A 15767-nucleotide genomic window follows, 5' to 3' on the forward strand; every position below is an offset into this window, starting at 1 on the left:
TCAAAAAAAACTGAATTAATCACAAAAAAATGGCATTTAAAAAAACTTTTACGCAATAAAAAAAGCGTCGGCTTTCGCGGACGCTTTTTATAAAGTATATCGACGATTATTCTACCGTCACTGATTTTGCTAAATTTCGCGGCTGATCTACATTACAACCTCTCATTACTGCAATATGATAAGACAAAAGCTGCAATGGAATTGTAGTAATCAACGGAGATAATGCATCTGATGTTTCTGGAATTTCAATAACATAATCCGCCAATTCACGAACTTGAGTATCACCTTTGGTTACAACCGCAATAATTCTTCCACTTCTGGATTTTATTTCTTGAATGTTGCTTACAATTTTGTCATAATGTCCTTGTTTTGGTGCAATTACCACTACCGGCATATGTTCATCAATCAATGCGATTGGTCCATGCTTCATTTCGGCAGCAGGATATCCTTCTGCATGAATATAAGAGATTTCTTTTAGCTTTAAAGCACCTTCAAGAGCCACTGGAAAATTATAACCACGACCCAGATAAAGGCAATTCGGTGCATCTTTGAAAGTAGCCGCAATTTCTTTTGCTTTGTCATTTGTTTCTAATGCTTCCTTAACTTTTTCAGGAATTATCTCTAATTCTTGTAAATACCTATGGAAATCTGAATTAGATAATGTGCCTTTGGCTTTTGCCAAACGCAAAGCAATCATGGTCAAAACAGTAATTTGAGTAGTAAATGCTTTTGTCGAAGCAACACCTATTTCAGGTCCGGCATGCGTATAAGCACCTGCATGAGTTTCTCTTGAAATAGAAGAACCAACTACATTACAAACTCCAAACACAAAAGCGCCATTTTCTTTTGCTAATTTTATTGCTGCCATAGTATCGGCAGTTTCACCAGATTGTGATATAGCAATAACTACATCTTTACTATTGATAATCGGATTTCTATATCTGAACTCTGAAGCGTACTCTACTTCAACAGGAATACGGGCAAACTCTTCAAAAATATATTCTGCCACTAAACCTGCATGCCATGACGTTCCGCAGGCTACAATAATGATTCGGTCTGCATTAAGAAATTTCTCCAGGTTGTCTTCAACACCCGCCATTTGAATCAATCCTTCATTAGCATGAAGCCTTCCTCTGTAAGTATCTTTTATAACGTTAGGTTGTTCGTAGATTTCCTTTAACATAAAGTGATCGTAACCTCCTTTTTCAATTTGCTCCAAATTCATTTGAAGTTCCTGAATGTAAGGATCAACCTGAGAATCGTCTTTAATTTTTCTGACTTTCATAGGTTTATGTAACCTAATATTTGCCATCTCACCATCTTCTAAATAGACCGCATTTGATGTGTATTCTATAAATGGAGAAGCATCAGAAGCAATAAAATATTCTCCTTCTCCAACCCCAATAGCTAATGGACTTCCTAAACGGGCTGCAACAATTTCATTAGGCGTCTTCTTGTCAAAAACTGCAATTGCATACGCACCTACAACTTGATTCAAAGCTACCTGAACTGCTTTTCCTAGTTTTAAATTTTCTTTTTTCTGAACTTCTTCTATAAGATTTACCAAAACCTCAGAATCCGTATCAGAATAAAAAACGTAACCTCTTTTTATTAATTCTTCTTTTAAAGGAGCGTAATTTTCAATAATTCCATTATGAATGATTGCTAAATCTCCAGAATTAGAAAGATGTGGATGAGAGTTTACATCGTTTGGAACACCGTGAGTTGCCCAACGAGTATGTCCTATACCAATGGTTCCATTCATAGTAATTTCTGTAGCCGCTTTTTGTTCCAGATCAGAAACTTTTCCTTTTGTCTTACAAAGTTTCAAATTCTCTCCGTCATATAACATGACACCAGCACTATCATATCCTCTATACTCTAGTCTTTTCAGACCTTTAATAATTATAGGATAAGCTTCTCTATAACCAATGTATCCAACAATTCCACACATAATTTTAGATTAATTAGGTTTTGTATAATAAATTTCAAGTTTTAACCTTTTGTCAGCAGGCACCGATGGATTGCTTCCGTATAATACTGTCCCTAGCGGATTCATAACAGCCGATCTTGGCGTTTGAATATAAAAACTAGGAATTACACTCGTAACATTTATTGGCGTTTTCCATTTTTGGCTAACGGTAGTATTTGTAGTGCTTATATCTTCAGTAACCACAAGACCTAACTTAACATTAGTAGAATCGGCATTTTTGATCAGGTTTCTTATCTGATTGGTAATTCTTATTTTGTACGTAAGACCCCTTCCCGTTCCATCAGTTTTGACTTCTTTATTGATAATTCCATCAAAAACATACTTTGCTTTTTTGGTATCTGAGCTTGTTGTGGCATCATTATAATAATCGACTAACGGGCGATTGTTATTTAAATCGTATAAATAAATTCGATTCGGTTCATAACCACTTGCCATTTTATCGGTATCAATATGAAAAACAAGATTCGCTTCATTGATCAACCAATTGTTTTGTCTTATTGTTTCCAATCGTCCTGGTGTACTGAAAAGATCTATTATTGACATCGAACCTTCACCGCCTTTTACATACAAACGCTCGTCACCAAGTGAAGTATCAGGATTTGTGACAGCAGTTGTATAATCCGTATTAGCATTGCTTTGTTGCAATAAACTTACTGTGTTTCCGGTTAAATTAAGAACGATTGATTGTTCTTCTTTTACCGTTTCAGCATCAGTGGTTATAGCTGTTTTGGCTTTATATTTTATGGTGATTTTACCTAATTTAAAATTCAACATAGCCATACTTCCTGCACTTCCAGCATCTTCAACTTTAAAATATAATCCTTTGAAATAGTCTTTGAACACATCATTAGTGGCCAATTTACCTGTTGGAGCGTTTATAATTTTATTTGCAAAAAAAGCAGCATTCAATTTTAAGCGCATGGCAGGAACTGATCGTGTAGTTGTAACCTTATTATCCGCATCTTTAGTCGTTTCTACAATTTCTTCAGAATCAAAAAAGAATTGGGTGTTTTGACTTGTATCAGCATTATCATTTAAAAGTGTTTGTTTCAAATTATCAAAATCAGCATTTTGATCTGTAAAATATTTTTGAGTTTCTTGAAGTTCTGCAATCGGGTCTAAATCTCTCATGAAATACCCAGATTCGTAAACACTCAGTTTTATTTTTGCTTTATCAGCGCCATAAATTGAATCTAATTCATACTCATGACTACCGTCAGCATTGGTTGTTTTCAATGTACTAAAATAAGGCACTGTCAAGTAAACACTATCAATAACAGCTTCTTCTCCAATTGTTGGATTAGGTGTTGCTAAAACTATTTGAGTGGCAAAATTTGCAGTTGTTTTTCCAAAAGCACCATCGTTGTAGATTCCCAATGCATTAACCGGCAAATTATTAGATTGAATCGGCCCTACTTTTTGGTTGTAAGCCACCACATCTGAACTATATTGAAGCAAATCAAAATGATTATCACCTATTAATTCGTCTCCAATTGCATTATATTCTTTATCACAAGAGTATAAAAAAACTAAGCTTGCTGCTACCAGCATTTTCTTGAAAAAAGAAGTATTGTACATGTTTATAATAAAAGTTTAATTTAAAGAACCTCGTTTTTATAGAAATTCGTATACGCTTCTGCGAACGAATCTTTCGGTGTGAAAGGTAAAAAAGGTTTTCCTGAAGATTCTATAAATTTTGTTAAACTTGGCGAAAGGTTGTCAGAGGCTATAATAACGGCATCCGAATGTTTAACCGAAGCTTTTATAATATTTTCATACGTTGGACTCTCTAAATCGGTAATGGCTTCGTAAGGAATGTCATCAAATTTTACTTTGTTAATCATTTCAATATCCAAAGTACCTTCAAAAGACTGACTGTAAACTGAGGTTACAATCTTTGTTTCAGAAAACAAGGCTTCATTTTTATAAAAATGTTTCATGTAAATAGGCAACATTGCTGCCATCCATCCATGAACATGAATAATATCCGGAACCCAATTCAATTTTTTAACGGTTTCTACTACTCCTTTGGCAAAGAAAATAGCACGTTCATCATTATCCGGATACATAACACCTTCCTCATCGGCAAATGTTGCTTTCCTTTTGAAATACTCATCGTTGTCAATAAAATAAACCTGAATTCGCTCTTTGGGAATGGAAGCTACTTTAATAATCAATGGCATATCCAGATCATTAACTACTAAATTCATCCCTGAAAGTCTAATTACTTCATGTAATTGGTGTCTTCTCTCGTTAATATTTCCATATCTGGGCATGAAAATTCTTATCTGTCCACCTTGATCATTTATCATTTTAGGCACGTCGTAAGACATTAAAGAGACCTCATTTTCAGCGAGATAAGGAACAACTTCAGATGATACATATAATATCCTCTTATCTTTCATAATGTAATTTACTTAATTTATTGGCAATAAAAACCACGCAAAATTACAAAAATTTATGCAGTTATTAACTAAAATAGTAAGTTTGCATTTAATTTTAATAATACCACCATGCACATTTTCTACGGAAAAGCACCTTTGACAGCGTATTTGAAATCTATTAAAACAACAAATTCATCCATAGGATTTGTCCCTACGATGGGTGCATTGCATCAAGGACATCTTGCCTTAATGAAAAAATCATTGCTAGAAAATGACTTTACCGTTGTTAGTATTTTTGTCAACCCAACCCAATTCAACAACCCCGAAGACCTGGCAAAATACCCGAGAACATTAGACGCCGATGTAGAAAAAATGACTGCTCTAAACCCGGAAATCATATTATATGCTCCAACCGTAGACGATATTTACGAAGGCGAAACTGTTTCAAAATCCTTTGATTTTGACGGATTAGAAAACCAAATGGAAGGCAAATTCAGACCCGGACATTTTAATGGTGTTGGTACGATTGTAAAAAGACTTTTTGAAATTGTAGAACCTACAAACGCTTATTTTGGCGAAAAAGATTTTCAACAATTACAAATTGTAAAAAAAATGGTTTCGAAAACCAACTTGAAAGTAAACGTTATTGGTTGCCCTATTTTTAGAGAAGCAAACAACCTCGCCATGAGCTCCAGAAACGAGCGCTTATCGACAGAAGAAAGAGAAAAAGCAGCCATAATTTTCCAGACTTTAACTGTTGCCAAAGAAAAATTTAAAACAAAAAGTGCCAAATGGGTCACAGAATGGGTTCAAAAGTCTTTTGAAAACAATCCTTTATTCGATTTAGAATATTTTGTAATTGCCGATGAAGCAACGCTGCTCCCTTGTTCTACAAAAAATAAAAACAAGAAATACCGTGCTTTTATTGCGATTTTTGTCAATAACATTCGTTTGATAGATACCATTTCACTAAATTAATTTACTTTTGTAGCATGCAAATTCAAGTCGTAAAATCAAAAATTCACCGAGTAAAAGTAACTGGAGCCGATCTTAATTACATCGGAAGTATTACTATTGACGAAACATTATTAGATGCGTCAAACATCATTGAAGGCGAAAAAGTATCCATTGTAAACATCAATAACGGAGAACGTTTTGAAACCTATGCCATCAAAGGCGAAAAAGATTCCGGAATCATAACCTTAAATGGTCCGGCAGCCCGAAAAGTGCAAAAAGACGATATCATCATCATTATTTCCTACGCCACTTTAGAATTTGAAGAAGCCAAAACATTCAAACCTTGGATTATTTTTCCAAATGAGAACGATAATTCTTTGACTTAATTTTCAAAAATTACTTTTCAACCGAATTACAGGAATTCTACTTACATCATTTATAATTTTCCTTATTTGCTGTCGGGGACAGGAATTGATTTTGCCTTTTTGATTTTTAATAAAAGTAAATAAAGTGTTATCTTGGCTACTTTATTTTAATTTTAATTTCAAAAAAAGCCCCAAATCATGAAACAACTCACCTTCTTGTTTTTCCTGCTGAGTAGTTCTGTTTTTTCACAAAAAAAAACAGAATCATTTACATCTGCCAAATTGGGAGAAAGCAGAGAAATCACTATTGGTTTGCCGGCTTCCTATGAAAAAAATCCAGCCAAAAAATACCCAATCCTTATTTTACTCGATGGCGATTACTTATTCGACCCTTTTTATGGAGCTTTGAATTATGGTGGTTATTGGGATGATTTACCGGAAACAATCATTGTTGGAATCAATCAAAATCAAAATGACGAACGAACAGACGACTGTTATTCCGACCAAGCCGATGGTTTACCTGCAGAAAAAGGAGCGCGATTTTTCGAATTTATTGGCGGTGAATTACTTCCCTATATAGAAAAAAAATACCGTGCTGCTCCTTTCCGAATGATTGCGGGACACGACACTACGGCTGGGTTTATAAACTTTTTCCTTTATAAAGAATATTCTATTTTTAACGCGTACATCTCTTTAAGTCCGGAATTGGCAACCGATATGGAAACGCGAATTCCAGAAAAATTAAACCAATTAAAACAACCTGTTTTTTATTACCAATCCTCAGCAGATGGTGATGTAAAAAAACTTCGGGAACCTATAGAACAATTAGACGCGAATATAAAACTGGTAACCAACCCTTTATTGAATTACAAATACGATTCCTTCAAAGGAGCTTCTCATTATTCCTTGGTTTTGCACTCCATTCCAAATGCCTTATACCAAATTTTCGAATCATATAAGCCCATTTCTTCTATTGAATATACTGAAAAAATCGCGGTTCTTTCCTCTGGATATGTGGATTATTTAGTAACTAAATACGATCTTTTATCAAAGAATCTGGGTTTAAAAATACCCGTCCGAATCAATGATTTCAAAGCAATTGAAGCGGTAATTTTAAAAAACAAAGCCTACAACGAATTAGATCAATTGGCTCAGATTGCCAATAAAAACTACCCAAAATCAATGTTAGCCGATTATGAATTGGGTCTAATGTTCGAAAAATTAGGCGATGCCAAAAAAGCAGCAAAAAAATACCAAACCGCCTCACAATTAGAAGAAATTGGCGATTTAACCAAAGATATGATGATGGAAAAATTTGATGATATGCAAAGTTTAATACAAAAAAAATAATGGCAAAAGTGAAAACAACTTTTTTCTGTCAGAATTGTGGCGCACAATATGCCAAATGGCAGGGACAATGCAATTCCTGTAAAGAATGGAATACAATTGCCGAAGAAATTATTCAAAAACAAGAGAAAGTAGCTTGGAAAAGCGAATCCGTTTCGAGTAGCAAAGCACCAAAACCTTTACGAATAAACGAAATCGACTCCACTCAGGAAATTAGGTTAGACACTACCGATGCCGAATTAAATCGTGTTCTTGGCGGCGGAATTGTTCCTGGTTCTTTGATTCTTTTGGGCGGCGAACCCGGCATTGGAAAAAGTACGCTATTGCTTCAAATATCATTAAAGTTACCCTACAAAACTTTATATGTTTCGGGCGAGGAAAGCCAGAAACAAATCAAAATGCGAGCCGAAAGAATCACGCCAAACGGAGACAATTGCTACATTTTGACGGAAACTAAAACGCAAAATATTTTCAAACAAATTGAAGCTATCGAACCCGAAATCGTCATTATCGATTCTATTCAAACACTTCATACGGATTATATTGAATCTACTCCAGGAAGTATTTCTCAAATACGGGAAACCACAGCTGAACTAATCAAATTTGCCAAAGAAACAAATATTCCGGTAATTCTGATTGGCCATATTACCAAAGACGGAACCATTGCAGGGCCAAAGATTCTGGAACACATGGTGGATACGGTCTTGCAATTTGAAGGCGACCGAAACCATGTTTATCGTATTTTACGTTCGCTTAAAAACCGTTTTGGCTCTACTGCCGAAATCGGAATTTATGAAATGCTGGGCAATGGTTTGCGCGAAGTCTCAAATCCTTCCGAAATTTTAATTTCGCACAAAGACGAGGAATTATCCGGAACCGCAATCGCTTCAACACTGGAAGGAATGCGTCCTTTAATGCTCGAAATCCAAGCATTAGTCAGCACCGCAGTTTATGGAACGCCACAGCGAAGCACTACGGGATATAATGCTAAAAGACTCAATATGATTTTGGCCGTTTTAGAAAAAAGAGCAGGTTTCAGGCTTGGCGCCAAAGATGTTTTCCTTAACGTAACCGGAGGAATTTCGGTAGATGATCCAGCAATTGACTTAGCCGTTGTAGCTGCTATTTTATCTTCTAATGAAGACATTCCTGTAAGTAAGGACTTTTGTTTTGCTGGCGAAGTAGGACTTTCCGGCGAAATACGTCCTGTAAATCGTGTGGATCAACGCATTCAAGAAGCAGAAAAACTAGGCTTTTCTACCATTTTTGTATCCAAATACAACAAAATTGCGCTGAAAAATACCGGAATAAAAATCAGATTGGTTGCCAAAATTGAAGATGTAGCGAGTGAACTATTTGGATAAAATATAGTATCAAAAAAACAAATAAAATAATACACTATGAATCTAAAAACAAACTGTATCGGAATTCTGCTGTTGCTCATTCCTTTCTTTTCGATGGCGCAACAAGCCGAAAATCAAAATGCTTTTCCTATTCAACTGACTATTGCTAACGGAACTATTGAAGGTGAATTTGACATAAAGACAAACATTCAAAGTTTCAAAGGAATTCCGTTCGCACAGCCACCAGTAGGTGATTTACGATGGAAAGCTCCACAGCCCGTTACAAATTGGAATGGGGTAAAACAAACCAAAAAATTTGGACCACGAGCCATTCAATCTAATGTTTTTGGCGATATGGGTTTTAGAAGTGATGGTATGAGCGAAGATTGTTTGTACCTGAACGTTTGGTCACCTGCAAAATCTGCCAATGAAAAATTACCAGTTTTAGTGTATTTCTACGGTGGTGGTTTTGCTGCAGGCGATGGCTCAGAAAGTCGTTAAGACGGTGAGAATATGGCAAAAAAAGGAATTGTAACTTTAACCGTAAACTATCGATTAGGGATTTGGGGATTTTTCTCCCATCCGGAATTAACCAAAGAATCACCGAATCATGCGTCAGGAAATTATGGGCTATTAGACCAAAATGCTGCTTTAAAATGGGTACAAGCCAATATTTCAAAATTCGGAGGCGACCCAAAACGCGTAACTATTGCAGGAGAATCAGCGGGTTCTATTGCCGTAAGTGCACAAATGGCTTCTCCTTTATCAAAAGGACTTATTGCAGGAGCTATCGGCGAAAGCGGTGGTTCTATATTCCCAACATTAGCACCGGTTCCTTTGGCCGAAGCCGAAAAAACAGGCCTTGAATATGCCCAAAAAATCGGAGCAACTTCCTTAAAAAACCTGCGTGAAATGTCTACTTTAGAACTTTACCAAAAATCGTTAGGAAGCAGTTTAGGCGTTTTCAAAACTACCATTGACGGTTATTTTTTAACCAAAACATTACCTGAAACTTTTGAAGCCAAACAACAAGCTATGATTCCTTTATTATTAGGATGGAACTCCGAAGAAATGACTTACAGAGCATTGACAGCCGGAAAAGACATCAGTAATGAAACCTATATTCAAAAAGTAAAAGAATTGTATGGCAAAAAAGCCGATGAAGTATTGAAATTATATCCAACAGGAACTCTGGAAGTAACAGAGCAATCTGCCACCGATTTATCGGGTGACCGTTTTATCGCCTACAGCACCTGGAAATGGTTTGATTTGCATCGAAAAAACAGCACACAACCGGTATACCGCTATTATTACACACATCCCAGACCAGAAATGCGAGACAACAGTCTTGAAGCTGGCCTTGCTGGCGGTGTCATCAAAAAGAATTCAAACACTCCAAAAGCACCAATACCAAAAGGAGCGGTTCACTCTGCTGAAATCGAATATGCAATGGGTAATTTAGCCGGAAATAAAGACTATGCCTGGACAGAATCTGATTATGCAGTTTCAGAAACGATGCTGAATTATTTTGCCAACTTTATTAAAACTGGAAATCCAAATGGTGATAAGCTTCCGGTTTGGCCAATGGCAAAAAATGAAGAAAAACCCGAAATCATGATTATCGATTTAGCCTCAAAATCAGTACGAGCAGAGAACGACGCCCGTTACTTATTTTTAGACAAAGAATACTCTAAAAAATAATTTTTCTGCCGTTGCAAAAAAGAGGAAGTCACTAAAAAAGGCTTCCTCTTTTTTTGTTAAAAACTGAAAATCAAATAATTATATTTAAAAAATTTACAAGTGTTAGAAGAAAAAACAAGAAATCAAGAACAAGATTGTTTATTTTTTCGTAAATTTATATGTTGTTTTTTTTCCTCTAAAAGATTAAAAAATGAAACCTTCTCACCAAACAATGACTCGTTTTTACGAGCACCTAGGAAAAGTGTTTTACTGCATTGCGGCCATAGATAAAAATGTTCGTGAAGAAGAAATAATGAAGCTCAAACAGATTGTTAAAAACGAATGGCTTCCGCTGGAAAACACTTTTAATGAATTTGGAGATGATACTGCTTATGAAATCGAAATCGTCTTTGACTGGCTTGCTGCCAATGAATGGGATTCTAAAACGATTATTCCTGATTTTAAAATCTTCAGAAAAGAACACGAAAGCCTGTTTACACTCGAAACAAATTCTTTAATCCTAAAAACAGCAAACGCTATTGCAACTTCTTTTTCAGGAAAAAATAAAACAGAACACGTTTTAATAAGTGAACTGAAAAACATACTGCAACAATACCCCTAAATTAAACAATGCCCATTATTCTTTTCCGAAAAAACAGTTGAAAACATTCTACTTAAACATTTAAAAAAAAAGAACATGAAAACACAAACAGGCATTTGGATAGACAGCTCAAAAGCGATAATTGTAACGCTTAACGGTGGCAAAGAAAAAATTACAGAAATAGATTCTGAAATTGAAAACAACGTATATCACAACAAAGAAGGCAACAAAGGGACGTTCTCAGGCGCACATCAAAGTGACAGCGAAACGAAATTTAAAAACCGCAAAAATGAGCAAACAGACTATTTTATAGAAGCTGTTTTATCGAACGTTAAAAAAGCAGATGAACTCTATGTTTTTGGTCCTGCCGAAACAAAAACAAAACTAGAGCAAAAAATTCAGCATCAAAATATAATAAATCCCAGCATACTGAGAGCCGTTGAAACTTCGGATAAAATGACTTTAAATGAAATTGTGGCCCAAGTAAAAGATTTCTATAAGTCTTAATACAATAGGAAACGGGAATGCTTATTTTAAGCAGAAATACAGTATTGACTTAGGTGTTTTTATGAAATGCTTTTTTATTAAAAACAATCAAAATACCTACGCCTGTTGAAATAGCCATGTCCGCTACATTAAAAATAGCGTTAAAAAAAGTAAACTCTCTTCCTCCCCAAATTGGTAACCAAGTTGGTAAATTTCCATGCCAGAAAGGGAAGTAAAATAAATCGACAACTTTACCATGAAACCAAGTTCCATAAGGTGTATCTGTAAATAATGTTGCTAATTGTTGTTGGCTGTCATCAAAAATCACTCCGTAAAAAACAGAATCGATTATGTTTCCGAATGCTCCGGCAAGAATTAACGAAATGGCTACTATAAGATAATTTGTGCTGTGTTTTCTTTCAACCGAATCCCACAACCAATAGCCAATTCCGCCAACGGCCAGTAAACGGAATACCGTTAAAAACAATTTACCGTAAGCGCCAGGTATTTCGGTCCCCCATGCCATTCCTTCGTTTTCGATAAAAAGAATCTTAAACCATTTGAAAACCTCAACTTCTTCACCCAAAACAAAGTTTGTTTTGATGTATATTTTAGAAAATTGATCAACAACTAATATGATGAAAATAAGGAGATACGCTTTTCGTAATGACATTTTATAAATTTTAATGGCGCAAAAATAACAATTTATTCAAAAAAAACGCTCCCAATGGAGCGTTAATTATTTTGTAACAAGGTGATTATCGTTGTAAGTTCTTCGCTTCGATGCTCATAGTTGCATGAGGAACGATTTTCAATCTTTCTTTCCCGATTAATTTACCCGTAACTTTACAAATTCCGTATGTTTTGTTTTCTACACGGAATAGTGCATTTTTCAAATCACGAATGAACTTTTCTTGGCGAATTGCCAATTGTGAGTTGGCTTCTTTAGACATTGTTTCGCTACCTTCTTCGAAAGCTTTGAATGTTGGCGAAGTATCATCTGTACCATTATTCAAGTCGTTCATATAGGCACTTTTTATCAAATCTAAATCAGCTTGTGCTTTTTGTATCTTTTTTTGGATTATTTCTTTGAACTCGGCTAAATCACCATCTGAGTATCGGGTCATTTCATCTATCATAGCTTATTTATTTAGTGATTGTTATTTTTGTTTTTATTTCGTCAAATTCTATTTCTGTTCCATTTGCTATATTTTCTTCAAAAACCAAAAACTCTGTAAGCGTTTCGGATTTAATATAAGCTTCATTTGCTTTTACAGCTTCTTGTAATGTATCATTATTTTGCAAGTATACTTTAATTTTATCAGTAACTTCAAATCCTGAATCTTTACGGATATTCTGAATTCTGTTTACCAATTCTCTTGCAATTCCTTCTTGTTTCAATTCCGGACTGATTGTAATATCTAATGCAACTGTAATGCCATTTGAATTAGCAACCAACCAACCTTCGATATCTTGGGATGTTATTTCTACATCTTCTAATGATAAAATTACATTATTTCCTGCAATAACAATCGAAAGGCTTCCGTCTCGTTCCAATTGATTAATCTGTTCCGAAGATAAAACCTGTATCTCTTTAGAAATCAAACCCATATCTTTTCCAAAACGGGGTCCAAGTGCTTTAAAATTAGGTTTTATTTGTTTCACCAAAATACCCGAAGCATCATCTAAAAGCACAATTTCCTTCACGTTTACCTCTGCTTTTATTAGGTCCGAAACCGCCTCGATTTCAGCTCTTTGATTAGCGTCAAGTACTGGAATCATTACCTTTTGCAAAGGTTGGCGCACTTTAATCATTTCCTTCTTTCGGAGTGATAAAACCAGTGATGAAATGGTCTGCGCTTTCTGCATTTTACTCTCTAACGATTTATCAACATAGTTTTCAACCAAAACCGGAAACGTCGCCAAATGTACCGACTCAAATTCTTCCGATTGTGTAGCCTGCGTTAAATCTCTGTAAAGTTTATCCATAAAAAACGGAGCAATTGGCGCACCTAGTTTACTTATAGTCAACAAACACGTATATAAGGTTTGATAAGCCGCAATTTTATCCTGTGCATATTCTCCTTTCCAGAAACGTCTTCTGCACAAACGAACGTACCAATTGCTTAAATTTTCCTGTACAAAATCTGAAATCGCACGAGCGGCTTTTGTTGGTTCGTAATCGGCATAAAAACCATCCACTTCTTTTATCAAGGTATTCAATTCCGAGATAATCCATTGGTCAATTTCTGGTCTTTCGTTTAACGGAATCTCCGCTTCGGCATATTTAAAACCATCAATATTAGCATATAAACTAAAAAACGAATATGTATTGTATAACGTTCCAAAGAATTTACGACGAACCTCAGCAATTCCTTCCAAATCAAATTTCAAGTTATCCCAAGGATTCGCATTCGAAATCATGTACCAACGTGTGGCATCAGGACCATATTCTGCTAAAGTTTCAAAAGGATCTGCGGCGTTACCCAAACGTTTGGACATTTTTTGTCCGTTTTTGTCTAAAACCAATCCGTTTGAAACTACATTTTTATAAGCTACTTTATCAAAAACTAATGTTCCAATGGCGTGTAATGTATAAAACCAACCACGGGTTTGATCCACTCCTTCGGCAATAAAATCCGCTGGAAAATCTTTGTTTTCATCAATTTTATCTTTATTTTCAAAAGGATAATGCCATTGTGCATAAGGCATTGAACCAGAATCGAACCAAACGTCAATCAAGTCCGCCTCACGCTTCATTGGTTTTCCGGAAGCAGAAACTAATGTAATTTCATCGACTACATTTTTATGCAAATCAATTAAATCATAGTTACTTTCGTCCATATTTCCTACTTCAAAACCTGCAAAAGGATTTGTAGTTTGAAAACCTGCCGCAATAGATTTTTCGATTTCGTTGTATAATTCTTCAACAGAACCTACTAAAATTTCTTCTTGTTTGTCTTCGGTTCTCCAAATTGGCAATGGAATTCCCCAATATCTGGAACGAGATAAATTCCAGTCGTTGGCATTTTTCAACCAATTTCCAAAACGGCCTTCACCAGTTGCTTTTGGCTTCCAGTTGATGGTTTCGTTCAAGTCAAACATTCTATCTCTAACTTCCGTGATTTTGATAAACCAAGAATCTAACGGATAGTACAAAATAGGCTTATCGGTTCTCCAACAATGCGGATAACTGTGCACGTATTTCTCTACTTTGAATGCTTTATTTTCTTCTTTTAATCGAATGGCAATTTCTACATCTATAGAACGTTCGGGTGCTTCGCCTTCGTTGTAATATTCATTTTTCACATATTTACCGGCATATTCACCCATATGTGACGTGAATTTTCCTTGCAAATCTACCAAAGGAACCGGAGTTCCATTTTCGTCAAGAACCAACATTGGCGGAACTTCTGGCGTAGCTTCTTTAGCCACTTTTGCATCATCTGCTCCAAAAGTTGGTGCTGTATGAACAATTCCTGTTCCATCTTCGGTGGTTACAAAATCACCAGAAATCACTCGGAAAGCATTTTCTGGATTTTGATATGGCAAAGCAAACGGCAATAATTGTTCGTAACGAATACCAACTAAATCAGCTCCTTTACATTCTGCCAAGATTTGATATGGTATTTTTTTATCGCCTGATTTGAAATTTTCAAAATCAGCAGCTTCTGTACTTGCAAAAAATCCTTTTCCGAATTGTTTTCCAACTAAGTTTTTAGCAAGAATAACATTTACATTTTTGAAAGTATATTGATTAAATGTTTTAACTAAAACATAATCGATTTTTGGACCAACAGTCAACGCAGTGTTTGAAGGTAAAGTCCAAGGTGTTGTCGTCCATGCTAAAAATTGAAAAAGGCCTTTCATCGACCCTTCTCCGAAAAAAAGAGGATACTGTAACTTGAATGCTTTCTCAACTGTGTTCTCTGACGTTTCTCCATTAGGATAAACCGTTGCACTAAACTGCGCCACAACCGTCGTGTCTGTAACATCTCTGTAACTTCCCGGTTGATTCACTTCGTGTGAAGATAATCCTGTTCCTGCTTTTGGAGAATACGGCTGAATTGTGTAACCTTTATACATCAAATCCTTGTTGTAGATTTGTTTCAAAATCCACCAAACCGTTTCCATATATTTGGGTTTATAGGTCACATATGGATCTTCCATATCTACCCAATATCCCATTTTTTCGGTCAAATCATTCCAAACGTCCGTATAACGCATTACTGTTTTTTTACAGGCCTCGTTATATTCTTCTACCGAAATGGTTTTCCCGATATCTTCTTTTGTAATTCCTAATGCCGCTTCAGTACCTAATTCCACAGGCAAACCATGAGTATCCCAACCCGCTTTACGCTTTACTTGGAATCCTTTTTGAGTTTTATATCTGCAGAAAATATCTTTAATGGCACGCGCCATTACGTGGTGTATTCCAGGCAATCCATTTGCCGATGGCGGACCTTCAAAAAACACGAATGGTTGATTCCCTTCGCGAGTGGTTACACTTTTTTCAAATATGTTTTCTTCCTTCCAAAAATCAAGTACTTCTGATGCTACCTTTGGTAAGTCAAGTCCTTTGTATTCAGTAAATTTTATACTCATTTTATC

12 protein-coding genes and 1 pseudogene are annotated in these 15767 nt (G+C 35.6%); 7 read left to right on the forward strand and 6 right to left on the reverse strand.

The features are described 5' to 3' along the window. Positions 1-106 precede the first annotated feature (106 nt). The 3 genes from glmS to O6P34_RS04210 are packed head-to-tail and all read right to left on the reverse strand — an operon-like array spanning position 107 to position 4398. On the reverse strand, positions 107-1954 hold the full coding sequence (gene glmS, locus O6P34_RS04200) for a glutamine--fructose-6-phosphate transaminase (isomerizing) (protein WP_269686078.1): 1848 nt from the start codon (positions 1952-1954) through the stop codon (positions 107-109). 9 nt (positions 1955-1963) lie between these two features. After that, complete coding sequence (gene bamH, locus O6P34_RS04205) at positions 1964-3571, reverse strand: BamH family beta-barrel-assembly machinery protein (protein WP_269686079.1); 1608 nt, start codon at positions 3569-3571, stop codon at positions 1964-1966. Between the two features lie 20 nt (positions 3572-3591). Then, positions 3592-4398, reverse strand: a complete 807-nt coding sequence (locus O6P34_RS04210) for a glycogen/starch synthase (protein ID WP_269686080.1) — start codon at positions 4396-4398, stop codon at positions 3592-3594. Between the two features lie 108 nt (positions 4399-4506). On the opposite strand from O6P34_RS04210, the gene panC reads away from it, so the two are divergent. The 7 genes and pseudogenes from panC (at position 4507) to O6P34_RS04245 (ending at position 11177) form a co-directional block, all read left to right on the forward strand. Beyond that, positions 4507-5355, forward strand: coding sequence for a pantoate--beta-alanine ligase (gene panC / locus O6P34_RS04215; protein ID WP_269686081.1), 849 nt, complete (start codon positions 4507-4509; stop codon positions 5353-5355). 14 nt (positions 5356-5369) lie between these two features. Further along, positions 5370-5720 (forward strand): aspartate 1-decarboxylase, encoded by a 351-nt coding sequence (gene panD, locus O6P34_RS04220; RefSeq protein WP_269686082.1) that lies wholly within the window; start codon positions 5370-5372, stop codon positions 5718-5720. Between the two features lie 177 nt (positions 5721-5897). Next, positions 5898-7049, forward strand: coding sequence for an alpha/beta hydrolase (locus tag O6P34_RS04225; RefSeq protein ID WP_269686083.1), 1152 nt, complete (start codon positions 5898-5900; stop codon positions 7047-7049). Then, on the forward strand, positions 7049-8410 hold the full coding sequence (gene radA / locus O6P34_RS04230; protein ID WP_269686084.1) for a DNA repair protein RadA: 1362 nt from the start codon (positions 7049-7051) through the stop codon (positions 8408-8410). The genes O6P34_RS04225 and radA overlap by 1 nt, the downstream gene beginning before the upstream one ends. Before the next feature lie 93 nt (positions 8411-8503). Continuing rightward, a pseudogene (locus O6P34_RS04235) lies at positions 8504-10090 on the forward strand (carboxylesterase/lipase family protein). A 190-nt stretch (positions 10091-10280) separates the two neighbouring features. Continuing rightward, positions 10281-10691: a hypothetical protein gene (locus tag O6P34_RS04240; RefSeq protein WP_269686085.1), complete on the forward strand. Its 411-nt coding sequence runs from the start codon at positions 10281-10283 to the stop codon at positions 10689-10691. Between the two features lie 75 nt (positions 10692-10766). After that, on the forward strand, positions 10767-11177 hold the full coding sequence (locus tag O6P34_RS04245; protein ID WP_269686086.1) for a hypothetical protein: 411 nt from the start codon (positions 10767-10769) through the stop codon (positions 11175-11177). 49 nt (positions 11178-11226) lie between these two features. Here O6P34_RS04245 and O6P34_RS04250 read toward each other — a convergent pair whose 3' ends face one another. The 3 genes from O6P34_RS04250 to ileS form a co-directional block, all read right to left on the reverse strand. Beyond that, positions 11227-11829, reverse strand: coding sequence for a lipoprotein signal peptidase (locus O6P34_RS04250; RefSeq protein WP_269686087.1), 603 nt, complete (start codon positions 11827-11829; stop codon positions 11227-11229). 85 nt (positions 11830-11914) lie between these two features. After that, complete coding sequence (locus O6P34_RS04255) at positions 11915-12295, reverse strand: TraR/DksA family transcriptional regulator (RefSeq protein ID WP_269686088.1); 381 nt, start codon at positions 12293-12295, stop codon at positions 11915-11917. A 7-nt stretch (positions 12296-12302) separates the two neighbouring features. Further along, positions 12303-15761 (reverse strand): isoleucine--tRNA ligase, encoded by a 3459-nt coding sequence (ileS, locus tag O6P34_RS04260; RefSeq protein ID WP_269686089.1) that lies wholly within the window; start codon positions 15759-15761, stop codon positions 12303-12305. Positions 15762-15767: the final 6 nt, after the last annotated feature.

The organism is Flavobacterium lacustre, from assembly GCF_027474525.2.
In the GTDB taxonomy this organism is placed as follows: Bacteria; Bacteroidota; Bacteroidia; order Flavobacteriales; family Flavobacteriaceae; genus Flavobacterium; species Flavobacterium lacustre.

Bases quoted from the DNA above. Each gene is read 5' to 3' on its own strand.
- glmS (WP_269686078.1), bottom strand. From the start codon at position 1,954: ATGTGTGGAATTGTTGGATACATTGGTTATAGAGAAGCTTATCCTATA.
- bamH (WP_269686079.1), bottom strand. From the start codon at position 3,571: ATGTACAATACTTCTTTTTTCAAGAAAATGCTGGTAGCAGCAAGCTTA.
- O6P34_RS04210 (WP_269686080.1), bottom strand. From the start codon at position 4,398: ATGAAAGATAAGAGGATATTATATGTATCATCTGAAGTTGTTCCTTAT.
- panC (WP_269686081.1), top strand. From the start codon at position 4,507: ATGCACATTTTCTACGGAAAAGCACCTTTGACAGCGTATTTGAAATCT.
- panD (WP_269686082.1), top strand. From the start codon at position 5,370: ATGCAAATTCAAGTCGTAAAATCAAAAATTCACCGAGTAAAAGTAACT.
- O6P34_RS04225 (WP_269686083.1), top strand. From the start codon at position 5,898: ATGAAACAACTCACCTTCTTGTTTTTCCTGCTGAGTAGTTCTGTTTTT.
- radA (WP_269686084.1), top strand. From the start codon at position 7,049: ATGGCAAAAGTGAAAACAACTTTTTTCTGTCAGAATTGTGGCGCACAA.
- O6P34_RS04240 (WP_269686085.1), top strand. From the start codon at position 10,281: ATGAAACCTTCTCACCAAACAATGACTCGTTTTTACGAGCACCTAGGA.
- O6P34_RS04245 (WP_269686086.1), top strand. From the start codon at position 10,767: ATGAAAACACAAACAGGCATTTGGATAGACAGCTCAAAAGCGATAATT.
- O6P34_RS04250 (WP_269686087.1), bottom strand. From the start codon at position 11,829: ATGTCATTACGAAAAGCGTATCTCCTTATTTTCATCATATTAGTTGTT.
- O6P34_RS04255 (WP_269686088.1), bottom strand. From the start codon at position 12,295: ATGATAGATGAAATGACCCGATACTCAGATGGTGATTTAGCCGAGTTC.
- ileS (WP_269686089.1), bottom strand. From the start codon at position 15,761: ATGAGTATAAAATTTACTGAATACAAAGGACTTGACTTACCAAAGGTA.